This window comes from Bordetella pseudohinzii (assembly GCF_000657795.2).
Classification (GTDB): Bacteria; Pseudomonadota; Gammaproteobacteria; order Burkholderiales; family Burkholderiaceae_B; genus Bordetella; species Bordetella pseudohinzii.
Genome location: NZ_JHEP02000009.1, coordinates 142,140 through 162,252 on the forward strand (window position 1 = coordinate 142,140; position 20,113 = coordinate 162,252).

15 protein-coding genes are annotated in these 20,113 nt (G+C 69.3%); all 15 read right to left on the reverse strand.

Annotation, left to right across the window (positions count from 1 at the left end; all coding sequences use genetic code 11):
- Positions 1-6: 6 nt before the first annotated feature.
- Positions 7-3,588: an autotransporter outer membrane beta-barrel domain-containing protein gene (locus tag L540_RS21245; RefSeq protein WP_082384652.1), complete on the reverse strand. Its 3,582-nt coding sequence runs from the start codon at positions 3,586-3,588 to the stop codon at positions 7-9.
- Between the two features lie 192 nt (positions 3,589-3,780).
- Entirely contained in the window at positions 3,781-4,731 is a 951-nt protein-coding gene (locus tag L540_RS13200) for a hypothetical protein (RefSeq protein WP_043211892.1), read from the reverse strand.
- Positions 4,728-5,498 (reverse strand): bestrophin-like domain, encoded by a 771-nt coding sequence (locus L540_RS13205; RefSeq protein ID WP_043211894.1) that lies wholly within the window; start codon positions 5,496-5,498, stop codon positions 4,728-4,730. Before L540_RS13205 ends, L540_RS13200 begins: the two co-directional genes overlap by 4 nt.
- Before the next feature lie 37 nt (positions 5,499-5,535).
- Positions 5,536-7,017 carry a GGDEF domain-containing protein gene (locus L540_RS13210; RefSeq protein WP_043211896.1) on the reverse strand — a complete coding sequence of 494 codons (1,482 nt, stop codon included), beginning with the start codon at positions 7,015-7,017 and terminating at the stop codon, positions 5,536-5,538.
- Positions 7,018-7,033: 16 nt separating this feature from the next.
- Positions 7,034-7,333 carry a hypothetical protein gene (locus tag L540_RS22130; RefSeq protein WP_043211898.1) on the reverse strand — a complete coding sequence of 100 codons (300 nt, stop codon included), beginning with the start codon at positions 7,331-7,333 and terminating at the stop codon, positions 7,034-7,036.
- The gene (locus L540_RS13220; protein ID WP_043211901.1) at positions 7,330-9,837 is read right to left on the reverse strand and encodes a fused MFS/spermidine synthase; all 2,508 of its coding nucleotides are present in this window, start codon (positions 9,835-9,837) and stop codon (positions 7,330-7,332) included. The genes L540_RS22130 and L540_RS13220 overlap by 4 nt, the downstream gene beginning before the upstream one ends.
- Positions 9,838-9,894: 57 nt before the next feature.
- A complete protein-coding gene (locus L540_RS13225; RefSeq protein WP_043211905.1) occupies positions 9,895-11,544 on the reverse strand; it encodes an arylsulfatase in 1,650 nt (549 codons plus the stop codon).
- A 54-nt stretch (positions 11,545-11,598) separates the two neighbouring features.
- Positions 11,599-12,606, reverse strand: coding sequence for an HAD family hydrolase (locus L540_RS13230; RefSeq protein WP_043211907.1), 1,008 nt, complete (start codon positions 12,604-12,606; stop codon positions 11,599-11,601).
- Positions 12,603-13,922, reverse strand: a complete 1,320-nt coding sequence (locus tag L540_RS13235) for a BatD family protein (protein WP_043211909.1) — start codon at positions 13,920-13,922, stop codon at positions 12,603-12,605. Before L540_RS13235 ends, L540_RS13230 begins: the two co-directional genes overlap by 4 nt.
- On the reverse strand, positions 13,919-15,466 hold the full coding sequence (locus L540_RS13240; protein WP_043211911.1) for a vWA domain-containing protein: 1,548 nt from the start codon (positions 15,464-15,466) through the stop codon (positions 13,919-13,921). The genes L540_RS13235 and L540_RS13240 overlap by 4 nt, the downstream gene beginning before the upstream one ends.
- Positions 15,451-16,440, reverse strand: coding sequence for a vWA domain-containing protein (locus tag L540_RS13245; RefSeq protein WP_043211914.1), 990 nt, complete (start codon positions 16,438-16,440; stop codon positions 15,451-15,453). The genes L540_RS13240 and L540_RS13245 overlap by 16 nt, the downstream gene beginning before the upstream one ends.
- Entirely contained in the window at positions 16,427-16,915 is a 489-nt protein-coding gene (locus tag L540_RS13250; protein ID WP_043211916.1) for a DUF4381 domain-containing protein, read from the reverse strand. The genes L540_RS13245 and L540_RS13250 overlap by 14 nt, the downstream gene beginning before the upstream one ends.
- Entirely contained in the window at positions 16,912-17,838 is a 927-nt protein-coding gene (locus tag L540_RS13255) for a DUF58 domain-containing protein (RefSeq protein WP_043211918.1), read from the reverse strand. The genes L540_RS13250 and L540_RS13255 overlap by 4 nt, the downstream gene beginning before the upstream one ends.
- 9 nt (positions 17,839-17,847) lie before the next feature.
- Positions 17,848-18,813 (reverse strand): AAA family ATPase, encoded by a 966-nt coding sequence (locus tag L540_RS13260; protein ID WP_043211919.1) that lies wholly within the window; start codon positions 18,811-18,813, stop codon positions 17,848-17,850.
- Positions 18,814-18,862: 49 nt separating this feature from the next.
- A complete protein-coding gene (locus L540_RS13265; protein ID WP_043211921.1) occupies positions 18,863-20,005 on the reverse strand; it encodes a formylglycine-generating enzyme family protein in 1,143 nt (380 codons plus the stop codon).
- Positions 20,006-20,113 lie beyond the last annotated feature (108 nt).

Below are 20,113 nucleotides of genomic sequence, written 5' to 3' on the forward strand. Positions count from 1 at the left end.
CGCGCCCTACCAGGTGTACTTCATCCCTATGCGCGCCGCGTATTGCTGGTAGTGATGCGCGCCCCATGAACCCGACACATTGGTCCAGCCCGTCCAGCCCTTGGTGAAGTCCGCATGCAGGCCGAGCTTGACTTCATAGGTGTCGCGCGGATAGAGGCCCCCCTGGGTCACCTGGTTGAACCGGTACTGGCCGTCCGTGTCGTTATGCCACCAGTTCAAGGTCAGGAAAGGTTGAATCTTGCGGCCGTTTTCCATATCGAAGGTCCGGTGGCCGCGCAGGCCCAGGCGCCAGATGGTGCCATCGGAGCGCCCGCCGCCGACCTTGGTCCCATTGGCCTCGGTGACGCTGTCCGGGTCGTACTCGGTGTAGATCAGCTGGGCCTGCGGCTCCAGTATCCAGTCGCCCTTCACGCGCAAGGCATAGCCAGCCTCGCCCGATATGGCCCAGCCCTGCGCGTCGTACTTGACCGTATCGAGCGCGTCGCCCTCGACGCGGTTGCGGAACCAGCCATACTGGAACCAGGTGTCCACATAGGCGCCCAGGCGCTCGGCGTCGTTCTGGTACCAGGTGCCGTACAGGCCCACCGTATAGCCTTCGACACGGCCATGCGCCTTATACGGGTTGCCGTCGGCCCTGGCGCTGCTGCGGGCATCGCCATAGCCCGCCATGGCGCCCAGGTGCAGGCGATCGGTCTCGCTGGCGAGTTGCCATTGGGCGATGTCGCCGCCGCCTTGCAGCAGGACGGTGTCGCTGTCGACCCGGTACTCGCCGTTGCCGCTGCGGCTTTTCTGCCAGCGCCCGGTCATGCGCAGCCACAATGCGCGCCGCTTATCGTCCTCGTTGTCGAACTGCTGGCCTTCGATGTATTGCGGCTCGCCCAGGCGGTCGTGCAGGCTGTGCACGAACATCTCCGAGGCCAGGCGCTGATTGGCCAGGTATGCCGCCACTTCCGGACGATAAAGAGGTTCGGGCGGGTTGGGCGGCGTCGGCGGATCCGGCGGTGTGGGCGGCACCGGCGTTTTCTCCGAACGCAAATACCAGCTTTCGTCGGCCGGATCGCTCGAGCCCCGGTACAGGCGGTATTCATAGGGACCCGCCACCGCGCGGCCGCTCAAGCTGAAGGCGCTGGCCGCCGTGGTCGCGCCATTGGTGGCCTGCACCACCTGGATGCCATTGGCCGTGGTGAGCACGCCCGGGCCGCCGTTATTGGTGATGCGCAAGCCCGTGGAGCCCGTGGCCGCGCCGCCATCGACGATCAGCAGATCCGAGGGCGAGCCATCGGCGCCCAGGTAGGTGTTCAGGCCGATGATGCCCCCATTGCCGCCAGTCACGTTGGTGGCGGTCAGGGTCTTGTACACCCCGCCCGCCGGCGCGCTGTAGAGCACCTGCCCGCCGGCCACATTGAGGTCGGACAAGGTGGAGTTGCCCGTCATATTCCAGGTGCCGCCCTGGGTCATGTTGAAGGTCGAGGTGTTCAGCCGGGCCGTGGTGCCGGTAAACAGGCTGCCGGCCTTCATGTCCAGCGCGGCGGTGGCCGTGTCCTGCGATTGCAGCGCGCCCTCGATGTCGAAAACGCCCGTGCCGTTGACGGTGGCGCTATTGGCCGCCAGGATGCCGAAGGAAGCGGCGCCGGTCGCGCGCAAGCGGCCGCCGCCATTGAGGTTGAGGGTGGTGCCGGCGCCTGAACCATAGACCGCGTGCGCGGCCGCGCCGCTGGTGCTGGCATTGACCGGACCGCTGGCGATGATCGTGCCGCGATAGGTCGTGCCGCTCGCCGTGTTCGACCCCACCATCACCCCATGGGCCCCGGCGCCCGAGGTCGTGATATTGGCCGAGGCCAGGTTGACCGTGCCGCCCATGGCCCGCACGCCCCCGCCTTGATCGCCCGTGTTGTTGACCGTCAGCGCGCCCTGGAAAGTGGTCACGCTGTTGAGCATGTTGTTCACGCCCCAGGCGCCCACGGTCTCGTTGGTCCCAAAGGCGCTAAGGCTGGCGCGCGCCCAGGTCACCGAACCCGTCCCGCCCGAGGTGCCGACGGTGACCGTGTCGTGGAACACCAGGGTGCCGGAGGTCATGTCGTTGTAGATGCCATGCGCGGCGGCGCCCGTCGTGGTCACGTTTACCGGCCCCATGAAGTCGCCCTGCACGTCGAGGCCGGCGATGCGGCTGGCGCTGGTCGCCCAGATGCCGTAGGCCGACTCCCGGGTCGAAGCCGTGCCCACGGCCACCACGCCGCCATGGGTCTCGACAGTCGTGCTGCCCGTCACGCGGATCGTCCCTTTGAGCAGACGCATGCCGGCCGAGCCGGCGCCGTCCAGGGCATCGGCCACGGGATTCTTGCCAGTGATGATGGAGAGATCGCCATTGAGGGTGATGGCGCCGTTATCCTGGCGGATGCCGAGGCCTTCGCGGCCGCGCGTCTCGATGGCGGTATTGCCGTTGATGGTGATGGTGCCTCCGGACGCGCCCGTCCACAGGCCATAGCCGCGGCCCTGCGAGGCCAGCAGCTGCACCGTGCCCGTGGCCGTGAGCGTGCCCAGATCGGCGCGCAGCGCGCTGGCCTCGTTGACCTGGTTGATACTATTGTTGCGCACATTGGACAAGGTCACGCTGACGGTCTTGCCCGCCCCGCCCAGCGCCACGATGCCGTTCGTACGCGCATAGATGCCATTGCCGGCCACGCTGTCGACCACCGCGGTCAGGTTGCCGTTCTGGGTGTAGCTGGCATTGGTCACGGACACGCCATGCATCCAGGTATTGTCGGCGCCACCCGGCCCGGCGGTCAGGTTCAGGTTCTCCAGCTGCACGACGCCGCCGGTCACTTGCATGCCCATGCCGCCCGCGTTGACCGTGGTCAAGCCGGTCAGGTTCAGCGTGCCGCCACCCATCGAGACGGCATGGGCCGGCGAAGCGATCAGATACGGCGCCAGCGCGGCATCGTCTCCGCTATGGTCCGAATCGATGGGGTCGGTGCCCGCCAGCCCGCCCGGATAGCTGGGCAAGGCGATGAGCTGGGGCGTAAGCGCCGCGCCCAGGCGGTTGCTGGTGAGACTGAGGTTGTTGCCGCTGACCGCGCCCGCGCTCACCTGCAGCGTGGTGCCGGCGTCCGAACTCAATATCGAACCCGTGCCCAGCGCGATGCCCCCGCCGGCGGCGTTGCTTATCGCCGCGCTGGAATTGCCGGCCGTCGTGGTGATGGTCACGCCATTGGCATTGATCTGCGAGCCCGCGCCCGAGGCAAAGAGCCCGTGCGCATTGGTGGCGGTCGCGTTAAGCAGAAAGGTCCCGCCATTGAGGGTGATCTGCCCGCCGTTTTGGGCATAGGCGCCATACGCGCCGTTGGCCGTGGTGCTGCCGGTGATGTTGGTGCCGGTATAGCTGCCGCCGCTGGCGGCGCGGATGATGGTCGTGGCCGAGTTGGAATAATCCATCCCGGACTCCGTCCGGCTCGGGCCGACATCGGCCCCCTGGATGAACACCTGGCCGAATACCGGCCCCGCCAGACCCAGGGGCAAGACACAATATCCCAAGGCGACGATCATAGGCCGGACCGCGAACAGCGGCCCGGCAAGCCTACGCTTGCTCATGGCATCCTCCAGAATCAATCAAGGCTACGCTCATCGGCCCGCCGCGAAGCGGGGTCACGCACTCGCTTGGTTGAAGCAAGCCAGACCGGCTGCTTGCCCGGGCGCCGAGGCAATCGAAGGACGCCACGAAAAATGACTCGAAGACATTATTCGCATGGTTGCGAACAGCTGTAAAGAAATATCTCAACCCCCTCAAAAACTCACCGCCAGGCCCACCGAAAAGCCTGAGACATTGTTGCCAAAGACATAACGCCCCACCAGCCGCGTGCGCGTGATGATGACGTTGTAGGCGCTGGAATCCAGCTCCAGGCCCAGGCCCAGCGAGGTCAGGCGGTCAAAGCCCAGGATGCCGCGCTGGTCGCCCAGGAATTCCGAATGCGTGGCCTCCAGCACGTAGCGCAGCGGCCGCTGCAAGAGCGTGATGCCGGTCGGCGCCCGGTAACGCATCCAGAGATTGGCCGACTGCGCCGTCGCCTGGCCGCGCACCGCCGCCGAGCTGTCGAAGCTGCGCAAGCGGATATCCGAGTAGCGCAGCTCCACATCCACCTCATAGCCGGGCCGGTAGTGCTCATAGTCCAGCATCAGGGAGCCGCCCAGGCCATAGGCATTGAGCGAGCCCCGGTCCAGGAAATCGATGTCGTGCCCGGTTTTCTGCCCCACATACCAGCTGGCCGCCCGCAGGTCGCTGGTCACATTGCCCAGCGCCACATTGAAGATGGGCCGCAGCTTGAGTTCGTCGGTCAGTTTGAAATCCCAGCCCACCCCGCCCGTGGCCGAAATACTGTTCCATTTGGTGGGGATGCGGCGCGTCTCGGCGCCCTGGGTGGCGATGAAGACCGGATCATAGCGGCTGCCCGCCAGCACTCCCTCCAGATAAATGGGCACGCTTTTGGACAGAGTGTCGCCGCCGCCCAGCTGGGTCATGTAGAAATCGGTCGAGCCCGAGGTCGACGCGCCCCCGCTGCCGATGTTCAGCGCGCTGGTCGTGATATCCGGCACGATGGAAAACGACATCAGCGCCAGCACCCCATTGGCCCGCTTTTGCAGATCATCCTTGCCTAGCTTGAGCGTCTGCGCGCCCGCGGGCAGGGCCAGCAAGGCCAGCGCCAGGCCGCGCAGCCAGGAGAGTGCGGCCCGCTTCATGGCGCGGGATCCGTCATGGCGGCGCGCTGCGCGGCCAGCAGCGCATCGCTCTGGTCTATGCGTATCACGCCCAGGCGTGGAAACTCGAAGTCCACGATGATGTAGAGCGCCGTGGTCATCACGACCGCGTACACCAGTTGATGAAACAGGCCGCGACCCTGGGCGCTGGCCAGGTGCCGGCCGACCAGGCAGGCGCAGATCAGGGCCAGAAAGCCCAGAAAGGCATAGGTCGCGGCCGGCGGATGGACCTTCTGCGCCACGGTCTGCGCGCTGGCGACGTCGAACATCTCGTTGACCGCGCCGATATAGGCGGCCGCGAGCGGCGGCGCGGTGTGCCGGCTGGCCTGGACGGAGCCGCTCCAAAGGGCTTTCTGCAAGGCCGACACCTGGTCGGCGATGGCATCGCGCCCTTGCAAGTCCGTGACATGGGCGTAGTAGTTGATCCGCTCATCCACATAGCGGCGGAACTGGTCGCGCAGCGCGGGCTGGTCGGCGGCATCCAGCAGGTCGACGCGCAGCCAGGCCGTGCCAATGGCGTTGACCTCCTGCACCAGCAGATCGCGGCGCTCGGCCATGCGCTGCGCGGCGCCCGAGAACGTGAAGGCCATCAGCAGGCCCAGAAGCGCGAATACCGAGGCCTCGATCGCCGCCGCGCCCGGGCTGTCGGCGGGCGCCCGACCGCGCGCGAGACGGCCCAGCTGCATGGCCGCCAGCAAGAGCAGAAAGAACACCAAGGCCACGACGACAAGCAACAGCGAGTAGTTCATGTCCAACCTCGATCAGGCTATAGAAAAAGTGGGCCGGCTAGGCCGGGCCCGGTTTGCACTCGTCCCAGCGAACCACGCGATTGCGCCCGCCCTGCTTGGCGGCATAAAGCGCCTGGTCGGCCCGGGCCAGCACGGCCGGTATATCGGCCGCGTCGGCCGGCCAACGCGCCAGGCCCAGCGAGACGGTCATCGAACCCACGCCGGCCGGCATGGCCTGGCCGGCGACGGCCTGGCGGATGCGTTCGGCGATCTGCCCGGCGGCCTGGATGTCGCCCGGCACCACCGCCAGGAACTCCTCGCCGCCGATGCGGAAAAAGCGGTCCTGCGGGCGGATGCAGCCGCCCACGGTCTCGGCCAGCGCGCGCAGCGCGGCATCGCCGGCCGGATGGCCATGGCGGTCATTGATCTGCTTGAAGTGGTCGACATCCAGGGCCAGCAGGGCGAATTCCTGCCGCCTGTCGGCCAGCGCCTCCAGACAGGGCTGCAGCGCCCGCCGGTTCGCCAGGCCGGTCAGCGGATCCGTCATCGAGGCGGTATTGAGGCGCTGGACTTCGGTCTGATGCTTGCCCAGCGCGGCCAGCGCGGCCGAACGCAGGCGGTCCGCCTCGAAATACCAGGGGCGGGTCCGGCGCGCGCCGGCTTCGCTGCCCCGATCGATGGCGCGGGCCAGGCGCGTAAGCGGCCGCGCGATGGCATAGGCCAGCAGGCCCACCAGCAAGAGCATGAAAAGCGCCGCGGGCGTGGCCCTGGCCAGCGATTCGCGCCAGACCAGGGACAGGGAGGCCAGGCGCGGGGCCAGCGGCTGGCGCAAGACGACCATCCAGCGCCCCTGCCCCACCGGCGCATGCCCGACGACCTCGGCGGCGCCGGATGGGGACTCGCGCAGCACGGCCCCCGAGCCGCCCGACAGACGCGCCCAGGACAGCTCGGCCGGCGGCGCCGCGCCGTAAAGCGCCATGCCCTCGTCGCTTACCAGATGCACCGAATACGCCGCCGCTCCCAGCTGGCCGGTGATCAGGCGATCCAGCCCCGAGCCCCGCTCCAGCGCCATGACCGCCAGCAGTCTTTCATCGCCGGAAGCGAGGGCCTGGGCGATCACCAGCCGGGCGGGCAGCCCCGCTTGCGCCGGCAGCACCTGGTCGGCCTCCCCGCTGCCCTGCAGCAAGGCGGCGCCCGCTTCGGTCGCCGCGTACTGCAGCACGCGGCCCTGGGCATCGACCACGGCCAAGGCATCCAGCGTGTCCGCCTGCTGGCGCAGGCGCTCCAGCACCGCCTGCCGCCGCGCGCTGTCCTCCAGCGGCAGCGCCATGACGGCCAATTGCTGGTGCAGCGCATCGAGATAGAGGTCGATGGCCTGGGCCAGCTTCTCGGCATAGTGTTGGCCGGAGGTCAGCGAATTCTGTATGACCTGGGCGCGCTGCACCAGATAGCCGGCGTGCAGCGCGTTGACGAAACCCACCCCGACGCTGATTGCCGCCAGCGCCAGAAGCAGACCGAACAAGCGCGGTTTGAAGGCCATGATCCTTGTCCACCGGTCAGCGCCAGGCGCTGCCCACTTGAATATAAAAAGCGTTCTGCTCCTTGCTGTGGGCCACATCGACGCCCATGGGCTCGCCGGCCTCGGCCAAGGATTCCGAAAAATACATCAGCATCAGCCCCCCGCCATAACCCACCGCCGGCTCGGTGATGAGGGCAGGCACGGGAAACAGGCCGCTGCGATGCAAGAGATCGTCGCTCATATCGAAGGCGCCGTCCTCCGGATCGCGCATGTCTTCGGCCCACGCCGGCGCGGCCAGCGCGGCGGCCAGCGTCGCCGCCAGCAGCGCAAGCCTCATCGGCCCGTCCCCTGGTCCAGGAACCAGCGCAGATAGCGGTTGCCGTCGGCCAGCCGGCTCAGGGCGATGACGTCGCGCGACCAGCCCTCTTGGTCGCCCGCGTAGGCGGCGATGGTGCTGCGGTAAAAGAGATCCAGCTGCACCCGCTCGCGCCGCATCGCCTCGTCCAGCTGCGGGCTGCCGCCCTGCAGCGGCGGCGCCTCGCGCAAGGCCATCAAGGCCGGCAAGGCGCGCACGATCTCGCGCTGGCGCACCCAGGGCGCGTACTCGATGGCCGGCCTGTCGTCGGTCACCGGCGCCACGCCGGCGACGAAACCTTCCAGCGCTTCGCGCCCGCAGACCCAGGTCGCCAGCAGCGCCGCGGGGCTGCGCACGCCGACCTCGGCCAGCGCCTCCTGCACGCGCGGCTGGCCGAAGCGCTCGGCGATGCGCGCGGCATCCAGCGCCATGGGCTGCATGGAGCCGACCAGCAGCATCTCGTGCACCTCGGTGGTCCAGAGCGAGACATGCGGAAAGACCGCCAGAAAGCTCGCCACCAGGGCGCGCGTGTCTTCCAGGTTCTGGGTGGGCAGCGGCAGCCACTGGGCCACCACCCCCGAGGGATTGAGCCGCCGCGCGGCCAAGGCGTAGAAGTCGCTCGAATACAGGTTGACCACGCCGGCGGCCGAGGGCGGCGGCGGCTCCAGCGTGATGAGGTCATAGCGCTGTTCGCTGGCCAGCAGCTCGCGCCGGCCGTCGCGCAGGCGGATCTCCAGGCCCGGGTCCTGGCTCGCGCCATAAGTCCCGCGGAACAAGGGACCGGCCTGCACCACGGCGGGCAGCAGTTCGGCCACCACGCGCTGCCGCAGGCCGGCATAGCGCGACAAGGCGCCGGCCGTGATGCCGGTGCCATAGCCGATCACCAGCGCCGAACGCGGCTCGCCGTTGTGGATGATGAGCGGCAGCAAGGCCTGCAGCCGCATATAGCGCAGCGAGGGCATGGCATCGCCCGAATTGGACACGCCCTGGATGTAGAGGCGCCGGAAGCGCCGCTCGCCCTCCCCGCGCTCGACCACGGCCACGGTGCCGCCATGGTTCTCCTGATAGAACACCAGATCGGCGCCTTGCGCGCCGGGCAGCAGCCGCGCCAGGTGGTCCGCCGGCAAGGCCGCGCCCACGCCGGCCGTGCCCAGCAGCAGCGCCAGGGCGCTGGCCCGGCCCAGCAGCATCCCGCCGGGCGCGCGCCACAGCGCGGCCAGGCCCAGCGCGCAAGCGCCCGCGGCCAGCACGGCCAGGGTGCGCACCGCGCCCAGCGCCGGCAAGAGCACAAAGCCGGTGAGCAGGGTGCCGGCGATGCCGCCCAGCGTATTGCCGGCCAGCACGGCGCCCGCCCGGCGGCCGGCCTGTCCATCCCGGCCAGCGGCGATGCGCAGCACGGCCGGAAAGGCCGCGCCCAGCAAAAAGGTGGGCAGGAGCACGACCGCCGCCCCGGCCGTGGCGAAACGCGCGCTCATGCCGGCCAGCCGATTGTCGGTCCATCGCAGCACCCCGGCCTCGGCCAGGCTTTGCAGCGGCACCAGCCAGCGCCCCAGCAAGGCCGCCTCCAGGAGGGCCGTCACCCCGGCCAGCGCGATCAGCCAACCGAAGACGCGCCAGGGTTCGCCCAGGCGTTCGCCCCAGCGCGCATAGGCGGCCGAGCCCGCCGCCAGCCCGGCCAGGTAGATGGCCAGCACGATGGAAAAGGCGAAGGCGCGGGTGCTCATGAAGGGCACCACCATTTGCGCCCAGAGGATTTCATAGCCCAGGGCCAGCGCGCCGGCCAGGGTATAGAGGCCGATGGCCCAGCGCGCCTCGCGCTCCAGCGGCGCCGCGCGCGCGGGCTCGGGCGCCGGCACGGCGCGGTCCAGGCCTAGCGCGCCCAGGGCCGAGACCAGGTTCAGGGCCGCGGCCGCGCAAGCCGTGCCCATCACGCCCAGGGCCGGGATGAGCGCAAAAGCCGGCAGCAAGGCGCCCGCGATGGCGCCGGCGGTATTGGCGGCGTAAAGCGTGCCGCCCGAACGCGCCACCGGCCCGGCCGCGCGCAGGGCCTGCAAGAGCGCCGGCAAGGTGCCGCCCATGAGAAAAGGCGCGGCGCCCACGGCCAGGAACAGCGCCAGCCAGGCCAGCGGCCCCTCATAGGCCGCGAACCAGGGCGCGCCATGGGCGAGCAGCCCCGTCACGGCCAGGCCCAGCAGCGCCACGCCCGCCTCCAGCGCAGCGTAAAGCCTGATAGGCCGGGACAGCCTGGCGGCCAGCCGGCCCAGCAGCCAGCCGCCGGCCGCCAGGCCAAGGAAAAAGGCGCTCACCGCGGTGGCGATGGCGTGGATCTCCACGCCCACCACCAGCGAGAGCTGTTTGATCCAGACGATCTGGAAAATCAGTGAGGCGGCGCCCGAGAACAACAGCAGCAAGGCGGCCAGGCCCAGGCCTGTCCTTGCGCTGGCGCCCATGCCGCGCTTGCCCATTTTCATCGTCGCCGTCTGCATTGACATCCTTTGGAATGCGGACACGGCGCCGCCGTGTCCGCGACTTGGCCCGACTGCTTACTTGGCCCCCGGCTTGGCGCCGGCTTTCTGCTCTTCAAAGTGCTTTTCGATGGCCTTGTCGACCGCTTCCTGCACCTGGTCCACGCTGAAGCTGGCCGGGCGCTGGCTGGGCGGATATTCGACAAAGGTCTTCAGGAACTCCGACGCCTTGGCCGACCCGATGAAGGACAGGTAGGCATTCTTGGTCAGCCAGTCGTTGTACTGGTCGGACACGATGTCGGCGCGCTCATACGGGTCCATGCGCAGGTTGAACACCTTGGGCACGCGCAGGCAGACAAAGGGATCCTGCCAGACGCCGAAGCCGCCCGGCTGGCGCTGCTCGCAGAAGACCACCTTCCAGTTCTCGAAACGCATGGCCACCAGCATGCCGTCGTCGTTGAAGTAGTAGAAGTCTTCACGCGCGCTCTTGTCGCTCTTGCCGGTCAGGTAGTCCAGCTGGTTGTAGCCGTCCAGGTGCACCTTGTAGTTCTTGCCGCCGCTGGCCGGCGCCCAGCCCTTGAGCAGGCGCTCCTTGACGTCGGTGTCGCCCACCGCCGCCAGCAAGGTCGGGAACCAGTCCAGCCCCGAGACCATGCCATTGCGCACCTCGCCGGCCGGGATATGGCCCGGCCAGCGCACCATGGCCGGCACGCGGAAAGCGCCTTCCCAGTTGGAGTCCTTCTCGTTGCGGAACGGCGTCGTCGCGGCATCCGGCCAACTGAACTGGTTGGGTCCGTTGTCCGTCGTGTAGACCACGATGGTGTTGTCGGCGATGCCCAGGTCGTCGAGCTTTTTCAGGAGCTTGCCCACGTCCTGGTCATGCTCCCACATGCCATCGGCGTAGTCATTGCCCGGCATGCCGCTCTTGCCTTTGTACTCCGGCCGGATGTGCGTGAAGATGTGCATCCGCGTGGTGTTCATCCACACGAAGAAGGGTTTGTCGCCCTTGGCGGCGCGATCGATGTAGTCGATCGCCGCGCCCACGGTCTCATCGTCGATGGTCTCCATGCGTTTGGTGGTCAAGGCCCCGGTGTCCTCGATCTTGCCGTCGGCCGTCGCCTTGATGACCCCGCGCGGCTGATACGCCTTGATGACGGGATCGGTGGGGTTCTTGGGCCAATAGGGACGCTCGGGCTCTTCCTCGGCATTCAGGTGGTAGAGGTTGCCGAAGAACTCATCAAAGCCGTGCTTGGTGGGCAGGTACTCGTCGCGGTCGCCCAGATGGTTTTTGCCGAACTGCGCCGTCACATAGCCGTGGCCCTTGAGCGCCTGGGCGATGGTGATGTCGCGGTCCTGCAGGCCCACCGTGGCGCCCGGCACCCCGACCTTGGACAGGCCGGTGCGCCGCGGCGACTGGCCCGTAATGAAGGAAGAGCGGCCCGCCGTGCAGCTGTTCTCGGCGTAGTAGTCGGTGAAGATCGCTCCTTCCTTGGCGATGCGGTCGATATTGGGCGTGTTGTAGCCGACCACGCCGCGCGTATAGGCGCTGATATTGGCCTGGCCGATGTCATCGCCAAAGATGACCAGGATGTTGGGCTTCTTGCCCGAGGCGGCCGCCTTGGCCTCCGGCTTGGCCCCCTGCCCCGTGTTCTGCGCATGCGCGCCGCAGGAGAGCGCGAGCCCTCCCACGGCGAGCAGCGTTCCACCTAAAAACTGTCTGACGTTCATGACTTGCTTCTCCTTGCCGCTAGGGCCTGACCTGCAAACACGCAACACAAACAATCAAGGTTGCTCGAACGGATAAATCCTCCTCCACTCCGTTTTCATATCGACCACTGTCCAGCCCTGGGCGCGCGCCTGATCCAGCGCCCGGTCCAGTTTGCCTATGGATGATTGCCGGTCATACGCCCATTCGCGCGCGGCATCGGTGTGATGCACCAGCCCGGCGAAGCGCCTGCCCTTGCCGGCCGCCGTCCACTGCAGCATCTCCAGGTCGCCATCCGAATTGCCGAAGGCCAGGATGGGCCGCCGGCCGATATAGCGATGGATGGACACCGGCTTGCCCGGGCCGTCATCGTTGAACTCCAGCTTGGGCTGGCGCATCAGCACGGGCTTGCCGTCGCGCATCTCGTAGTTCAGGACAAAGGTGCTGCCGATGACCTGCTCCGGCGGGATGCCATAGGCCTCCTCGGCCCAGGCCCGCATGAAATCGGTTTCACCGCCGGACACGATATAGGTCTTGAAGTCCTGCGCGCGCAGATAGTCCAGCAGCTCGCGCATGGGCGCGAAAGTCATGCTGGTATAGGCCCTTTGGGTGCGCGGGTGGCGCGCCGAAGCCACCCAGCGCTTGGCCCGCGCCGTGAACTCCTCCGTGCTGATGCCCGTATGGGTGGCCGCCACGATCTGCAGCAGCCCGCGCTCATCGAGCTGCTTGAGCGCCGCGCTGTCGCCTTGCAGCACGGCCTTATAGGGCATCTGCTGCTTCCACTCGGGATGCGAGGGGGCCTGGGCGCGCACCTGGTCCAGGGCGAACTGCAGCTGGAAGTACACCGGCTGCTCGCTCCAGAGCGTGCCGTCGTTATCGAACACGGCGATGCGTTCGGCCGGCGGCACATAGTCCGGGCCGGGCTGGGTCACGGCCTGCACGAAGGCGATGATGGCCTCGCGCGAAGGGCCCGCCTTCCAAGACGGCAGCTGGGACTGCGGCGTGGGCGCCGGCGGCTCCGAAGCACAGGCCGTCAACAAGGCCAGCAAGGCCGGCGCCAGCCAGCGGCGCAAGAATCCGATCATGATGTCTCTCCCCTGTGGTTGATCGTGTCGTTCAGCGGCCCCAGCCCATGCCTGGGCGCCGGCCGGCGCGCGGCGCGCCAGCGCGTGCGCCACCGCGGCGCCTGCTGGCGCAGCAGCGCCTGCCCCCGGGCCGCATCGGGCGGCTGGCCATAATCGGCGCGCAGCATCTCCAGGGCTGGCGCGCGCGCTGGCGCGCTCCAGCCACGCTGGGCCTGGCCCAAGCTGGCCCGCCCGCTGGCACGCCGCAGCCAGAGATAAAAGCTGCCCAGGCCTGAGCGGCCCGCTTCGCGCCGCAACTGCCGCCAGGCCCAGGGCTCCGAGGCCCGCCAGCGCGCGCGCCAGGTCCGGCAGCGTTCGCCCAGGGCGCGCGCGGCGCGACGCAGGCCGGGACCGCCCAGCCAGCCGGCCAGGGCCAGCGCGATCAGCCCGGCCGCGGCCCATAAGCCGCCGGCCGGGATATGCAGCACCCATTGGCGCAGCTCTTCTTCAATGGGGAATGGCGAGGCCGCGGCCGGCGCGGGCGCGATCTCGAAAGATTGGGCAGGCAGTTCAATGACGGCCGGCTTGCCGCTGGCGCCGTCCACCCACGCCAGGCGCAGGGCCGGCAGGCTTAGCGTGCCGGCGCGCTCGGCCACATAGTCGGCGCGGTCCACCCGCTCGCCGCCCACGAAGCCGCCGCGGCCATCATCCAGATTGCGGATCTCGGGCTCGCGCGCATACCGCCTGAAGCCCGGCACATCGGTCAAGGGCGCGGGCTTGATGAGCATGGCTTGGGCGCCCTGGGCGCGCTGCGTAATGCTGCGCGTCACCCGTCCGCCGACGGTCAGCGAGGCGGCCGAGGTCTCGAAAGCCTGCGTGGCTTGCAAGGCCTGCGCCGCCACGCCAGGGCCCGCCGCCTCCCGCACCGCCAGGCGCAGCGGCGCGCTGCTGGCCGACAGCGGCCCGCTGGCCTGCCCCAGGCGGGCGCTTACCGTCAGCGCCGGGATATCGAGCGGGCCCGCGGCCTGGGGCGTGATCACATAGGTGTAGCGCAGGCCATTCATGGCCACGCCGTTGTCCTGCTCATGCAGGATCTCGGCCCGACCGCTGGGCGGCGTGACCAGGGTCCGCGGCAGACGCAGATCCGGCAAGGCCGGCGGATCGGCAAACCAGGTGGAGGTCAAGACATCCAGCCGCAACGTCACCGTGGCGCCGGCCATCACGTCCGAGGTCTGGCCGAGGCTGGCGCGCACGCGCAACAGCGGTTCGGCCGCCTGCGCGGTCCAGGCCGCGGCCAGCAGCCAGGCGCTCGCCAGCAGGGCCGCCAGCCGCCTCATGGCTTGGCGTCCTCGATGGCGAACTTGCCGCGCAGGAACTGCGCCGGCGACAAGCTCAGGTTGCGCAGCCAATCGGCCTCCGACACCGCCTGCCCGGCCGCGGGCGTGCGCTCGCGGCCTTGGGCCGCGCCCTTGTCCACCGTGGTCTGATCGGGCTTGTCCGCCCCCTGCCCCTCGTCCTCCTCGGCCATGGCGCTCAACAAGGACTCGACGATCCGCAGGTTGAAACGCGCCGCCTCCCAATCGGGCTTGAGCGCCAGCGCCTGCCGATAGGCCTGGCGCGCCGCGTCGTAGTGATGCAGCTTGACCTGGGTATTGCCCTGGTAGAACCAGCCCTCGGGCGTGCGCAGGCGGGCGAAAGCGGCCAGCGCGGCCGGATACTGGCCGCCCTCGTAGGCCGCGCGCCCCTTCCAATACGGATCCTCGAAACGTTCGGCCGCCTGTTTGAAATCCCCCCGCTCGAAGGCCCGCCGCCCTTGCTGGTCAGGGGTGAAGAAGGCGTCGGCCAGGGCCCCGGCCTGGACCGGCGCGGGCGGGGCCGCCAGCACGGCCGCCAGCGCCAGCATCCAGGCCACGCCGCCGCCGCGCCGCAAACTCAGCAAAGCCAGCAGGGCCAGCGGCCAGCACAGCCAATACCCCGCGTCCTTCCAATTGGCCTCGCCCTTGCCCTGCACCGCCTGGAAATGCCGCTGGGCATGCCGCTCGACCCAATCCAGGTCATCGCCGTCGGCGGTCAAGCTGGCCAGGGGCGCATCGAGGCTGCGCGCCAGCGCCCTGAGCGCCTGGGCATCGAAATCATCGCTGACCGGATTGCCCTGGGCATCGGTCCGCGGCCGCCCCTGGCCGTCCAGCACGCCGCCCACATTGCGCGCGCCCACGGCCAGCACCATGGTCTGCATCTCCACCTTGGCCTCGCGCGAGCCGGTCTGCCGCGATCCGCCATCGGTCAGCAGCAAGAGCGTGCCGCCGGCCTGCTCGGCGGCCAGCACGCGCGCGGCCAGCGTCCGCACCGCGCCGACATCGCGTCCGGGGCGGGCGATCAGCTGCGTGTCCAGGGCATCGATAAAGACCGCCAGCAAGGCGGCGTCATCGGTCGGCGGCAGCACCAGATGGGCGCTGCCGGCATAGGCGATCAAGCCCGTGCGCGCGCCCTTGCGGCGTTCGAGCAGATCGCGCAGCTTATGCTTGGCCGCCTCCAAGCGGGTGGGTGGCACATCGTTGGCGTCCATGGACGGCGACAGATCCACCGCCGCGATCAAGGGCGCGGTGTTGTCCAGGAAGGCCGGCGTATCGCGCTGCCAGGCCGGTCCGGCCGCGGCCAGGCCGCCCAGGGCGAGCATGAGGGCCAGCCCATGCACCGGCCGCAGGCCGCGCCCGCCGCCGGGGCTCAGGGTCAGATAGGGCAGCAGCTGCGGCGCGATATGGCCGCTCCAGCGCCCCGCGCCCTGGCGCAGCCGCCACAGGGCCAGCAGGACCAGGGCCAGCGGCAGCAGCCAGAGCCAGGCCGGGCGCAGAAAATGAAAGGCGCTCAGGTCGATATCCATGCGCCCTCCCTGCGCCCGCGCCATCCGGCCAGGGCCGCCACCAGATGCCAGCCCGCCAGGAGCAGCATGGCCAGGCCCAGCGGCACCCAGAAGAAATCATGCCGCGCCTGGTGCTTGAGCACCTGGACCGTATGCGGGGTGATGCGGTCCAGCGTGGCATAGACCTGTTCCAGCGCCTGGCGGTCGGCCGCCGGGAAAAACTGGCCGCCCGTGGTCTTGGCAATGGCGCGCAAGACGTCGAAATCCACCTTGTCCTCGCCCGTGGCCTTGGGGTCGCCGATGCCGATGGTATGGACGGTGATGTGCTGGCCCGCGGCCAGCGCGGCGGCCCGGTCGGGCGGCACCTTGCTGCCGGTGTCATTGCCGTCGGTCAGCAGGATGAGCAGCTTTTCTTTTTCGGGCGAGGACTGCAGCAGGCGGATGGACAGCCCGATGGCGTCGCCGATGGCCGTGTGCGGGCCGGCCATGCCCACGCCCATCTCGCCCAGCAGAAAGCCCAGCGTGGCGTGGTCCATGGTCGGCGGCGACTGCGGATAGGCGCCCGTGCCGAAGACAATCAGGCCCAGGCGATCCTGCGGACGGCGGCGGATGAAGTCGGCCACCACCGTCTTGACCGCCTCCAGCCGCGATTGATGCCGCCCCTGCGCATCGACGAAATCCGTGGCGTCCATGGACTGCGAAAGGTCCACGGCCAGCATGATGTCGCGCAGGGGCTGGTCTTGCGTGCGCGGCGGATCGACGCGCACCGGCCGGGCCAGGGCCAGCAGCACCAGCAGCCAGACCAGCAGATTGAGCCAGCCTTGGCCGCGGCGCGTCTTGGGACGCGAGGGCGCCACGCCGGTCACGCGCTGCACGGCCTCGAAAAACGGCACGCGCAACGCCTGCTGCGCCGGCGGATAGGGCGGCAGCCAGCGCCGCGCCGCCAGGGCGAGCAAGGCAAGCGGCAGCAGCCAGGGATAATCAAGCTGCCACATGATGGCTCTCCACCCAGCGCCGGCTGGCGGCGAACAAGGCCTCCAGCTCCGCCGGCCCGCGCGCCTCGGGCGCATAGGCCAGGCGGCGCAGCTGCTCGGCCGCCTCGTCCGGAAACACCCGGGCGCCCGCATTGAGCCAGTCCAGCCAGGCCTGGCCCCGCAGGCCCGCCACCTCGGCGCGTGCCGTATCCGGCAAGGCCGCCAGCGCGGTGCGCTTGAGCAGCGCGGGCAAGGCGCGCGCCGCGCCGGCATCGCCGCGCGTGGCCGCCAGCAGGCGGTCCAGCTCGGCCAGGGCTTCGCGGCGATAGCGGTTGCGCCGCCAGCGGCGCCAGGCCAGCAGGGCCCAGGCGGCCAGCGCCAGCAGCAGCAGGCCGCCGAGCACGGCCCAAGCCCAGGTCTGCGGCCACAGGCTGACCGGCGCGGGCAGCGGCAGCTCGCGCAACTGGTCCAGGGTCGGCACCTCGGGCGCGCTCATGCCTGCCCTCCCCGCAAACCCAGTTCGCGCCGCAGCTGAAGGCGCGCGTCCTCGACCGTATCGATGGACAGCATGGGCACCTGGGCCTGCCGCAGCAGCGTGGCCACATCGCGCAGGCGCTCGCTGAAGAAATCGGCCAGCGGCCGATGCAGGCGCTCGCTGCCCATGGCCAGCTCCAGCCGCACCTCGCCCTGGGAAACGACGACATGTCCGCCTTGCGGCAGCTGCTGCGCCATGGGATCGAAGACCAGCATGCCGATCACATCGTTATGCGCGCGCAAGAGGCGCAAATGGCGCAAGGTCTGCGCATCGGCCCCGGCGAAATCGCTGATCACGACCACCAGGCAATCATGCGGCGCCATGGCCTGGGCGGCGCGCAGCGCCTCGTTCAGGCGCGGGCCGGCGGGCACGTCCGGGCGCGCCGCCGACAGGGACTGGTTTTCGCTGACCACGGCGGCCAGCAAGGCCTGCACCCGGGCGCGGCTGCGCAGCGGCCGCCACTGCTTCAGCGCCGCATCGCCGATCACAATGCCGCCCACGCGGTCGCCGGCGCGCAGGCAGGCCCAGGCGCTCAGGGCCGCCAGCCGCGCGGCCACGGCCGACTTGAAGGCGCGGGTCGAGCCGAAATACATATTCATGCGCTGGTCCACCAGCAGGATGAGCGGCCGGTCGCGCTCCTCGGTATAGACGCGCACGAAAGGCTTGCCCAGGCGCAGCGAGGCCCGCGCATCCAGCTGGCGCAAATCATCGCCCTGCACATAGCGGCGCAGTTCGGCGAAGTCCAGCCCCCGGCCGCGCAGGCGCGAACCATGCGCGCCGGCCAGCACGCTGCGCAGCGGCTGATGGGCGGCGAAATTCAGGCCGCGCACCGCGCCTTCCAGCGCCATCAGCTCAGACAGGGGCACATGGACCGGCGAATTCATGGCCAGCGCCTAGACAGGGACCGCCACGACGTCCAGCAGGCGGTCGATGACCTGGTCTTCGGTCACGCCGTCGGCAATGGCGTCGTAGGAAAGATGCAGGCGATGCCGCAACACCGGATGGGCCATGGCGCGCACATCATCGGGAGAGCTGAAATCGGCCCCCTCCAGCCAGGCATGGGCGCGCGCCGCCCGATCCAGCGCGATGGCGCCGCGCGGGCTGGCGCCCACCTGTATCCAGCGCGCGAGCTCCTTGTCGGCCGGACGCCGCGTGGCGTTGACCAGGTCCACGATGTAGCGGTCCACGGCGGCGGCCACGTGCAGGGCCTCGATCTCGGCGCGGCAGGCGAACAAATCCTCCTGAGCCAGGGGCGGCGCGGTCTCGGCGGCCGGCGCGGCCGAAGCGCCGCGCAACAGCGCCAGCATGGCGGCCTCGTCCTCGGCGTCGGGATAGTCCAGGCGTATCTTCATCAAGAAACGGTCCATCTGCGCCTCGGGCAAGGGATAGGTGCCCTCCTGCTCGATGGGATTCTGCGTGGCCAGCACCATGAACAGGGCCGGCATGGCGCGCGTGACGCCGCCCACTGTCACCTGGCGCTCTTCCATGGCCTCCAGCAGCGCCGATTGCACCTTGGCCGGCGCGCGGTTGATTTCATCGGCCAGGATGAGGTTGCCAAAGAGCGGCCCGGGCTGGAACTGGATGCGATGCCCGCCGGCGGCATCCTGCTGCAGCACCTCGGCGCCGGTGATGTCGGCCGGCAGCAGGTCGGGCGTGAACTGGATGCGGCGCATCTCGGCCGCCATGTGCGAGGCCAGCGCCTTGACGGTGCGCGTCTTGGCCAGGCCGGGCAGGCTTTCGAGCAGCACATGGCCGTCGGCCAGGAGCGCCACCAGCACCTGCCGGATGACTTCCGATTGGCCCAACACCGCCTGGCCCACCAGGCGCTCAAGCGCAAGAACCCCTTCGCGATACGGCATACCCTGCCCTTTAGCTTATCGTGCGCGCCGGCGGCCGCCGGCGCGGATGTCAACGGCTGGCGACGCTGTCCCTGCGGGCCTGCGCCAGTTTCCACTGCTCCGGCGTCATCACCGTGCGAAAGCCCAGGTGGGACATGCCATTCATGGGATCCGTGCCGCGCCGCGCGCTGGCGCGGTAGCTGATGCAATAGGTGTCGCTACAGAGGAAGGACCCGCCCCGGGTCACGCGCTTGGGCGCGGCCGTGGGCACGTTGCCGTCGTCCGGGTCGTAGCTGTCGGAGGGCCCGGCGGGGTTCAGCGGCGGCTGGCGGTATTGCGCCTGGATGCGGAAGGCATCGGCCCGGTACCAGTCGGCCGTCCACTGCCAGACATTGCCAGCCATGTCGTACAGGCCATAGCCATTGGGCGCGAAGCTGCCGACCGGCGTGGTGCCGACCTGCACTTTCTCGTCCTTGACCACGGGGAAAGGCTGTTGCCGCTGCGTGTCCCAGATATTGGCCATGGGCTTGCCCTGGGGGGTGAGTTCATTGCCCCAGGCATAGGTCGCCTGCTCCAGCCCGCCGCGCGCGGCATGTTCCCACTCGGCCTCGGTGGGCAGGCGCTTGCCCGCCCATTGGGCATAGGCCTGCGCGTCGGCGTAGGAGACCTGCACCACGGGATGATCATCCTTGCCCGCGATGCTGCTGCCCGGGCCCAGCGGATGGCGCCAGTCGGCGCCCGGCACATAACGCCACCAGCGTGTGTAGTCGCGCAGCGAGACTTCGCTCTCGGTGCCGACAAAGACCATGGCGCCCGGCACCAGCAGGCTGTCGTCCGGACGGGGCGTGCCGGGCGGCAATTGCGGTTTCAGGTCTTCCCAGCGCGGCTTCTGCTCGGCCGTCGTGACATAGCCCGTCGCTTCGACAAAACGTCGGAACTCGGCATTGGTGACGTCGTGCACGTCCATCCAGAAGCCGCTGACCTTGACCTTGTGCGCCGGGCGTTCATTGGGCTGGGCCAGTTTGTGATTCGAGCCCATCAGGAACTCGCCCTCCGGCACCCAGGCCATGCCCGCCGGCCCCTGCTTGCCATCGCCCAATTTGGCCACCGGCCCGGCGGGTTTCTGTTGCCCGCCCGCGACATAAGCACCCAAGGCCGCCGCAGCGGCCAGAATCGCCGTGACCGCCACACCGACTTTCAGCTGCTGTTTCACTTGCCCGCTCCACATTTCGTTGCAAAACGCGGCGCCGTTGGGAGGCGCTTAAGGGGTCTTACCGCTTGCTGGCCGTGCATGGACGCCATCGGTCACGGACATAATGCG

Coding starts and splice junctions, on each gene's coding strand:
- L540_RS22130 (WP_043211898.1), bottom strand. CDS start 7,333: ATGAGGCTTGCGCTGCTGGCGGCGACGCTGGCCGCCGCGCTGGCCGCG.
- L540_RS13200 (WP_043211892.1), bottom strand. CDS start 4,731: ATGAAGCGGGCCGCACTCTCCTGGCTGCGCGGCCTGGCGCTGGCCTTG.
- L540_RS13210 (WP_043211896.1), bottom strand. CDS start 7,017: ATGGCCTTCAAACCGCGCTTGTTCGGTCTGCTTCTGGCGCTGGCGGCA.
- L540_RS21245 (WP_082384652.1), bottom strand. CDS start 3,588: ATGAGCAAGCGTAGGCTTGCCGGGCCGCTGTTCGCGGTCCGGCCTATG.
- L540_RS13260 (WP_043211919.1), bottom strand. CDS start 18,813: ATGCCGTATCGCGAAGGGGTTCTTGCGCTTGAGCGCCTGGTGGGCCAG.
- L540_RS13245 (WP_043211914.1), bottom strand. CDS start 16,440: ATGTGGCAGCTTGATTATCCCTGGCTGCTGCCGCTTGCCTTGCTCGCC.
- L540_RS13235 (WP_043211909.1), bottom strand. CDS start 13,922: ATGAGGCGGCTGGCGGCCCTGCTGGCGAGCGCCTGGCTGCTGGCCGCG.
- L540_RS13255 (WP_043211918.1), bottom strand. CDS start 17,838: ATGAATTCGCCGGTCCATGTGCCCCTGTCTGAGCTGATGGCGCTGGAA.
- L540_RS13250 (WP_043211916.1), bottom strand. CDS start 16,915: ATGAGCGCGCCCGAGGTGCCGACCCTGGACCAGTTGCGCGAGCTGCCG.
- L540_RS13205 (WP_043211894.1), bottom strand. CDS start 5,498: ATGAACTACTCGCTGTTGCTTGTCGTCGTGGCCTTGGTGTTCTTTCTG.
- L540_RS13230 (WP_043211907.1), bottom strand. CDS start 12,606: ATGATCGGATTCTTGCGCCGCTGGCTGGCGCCGGCCTTGCTGGCCTTG.
- L540_RS13225 (WP_043211905.1), bottom strand. CDS start 11,544: ATGAACGTCAGACAGTTTTTAGGTGGAACGCTGCTCGCCGTGGGAGGG.
- L540_RS13220 (WP_043211901.1), bottom strand. CDS start 9,837: ATGCAGACGGCGACGATGAAAATGGGCAAGCGCGGCATGGGCGCCAGC.
- L540_RS13240 (WP_043211911.1), bottom strand. CDS start 15,466: ATGGATATCGACCTGAGCGCCTTTCATTTTCTGCGCCCGGCCTGGCTC.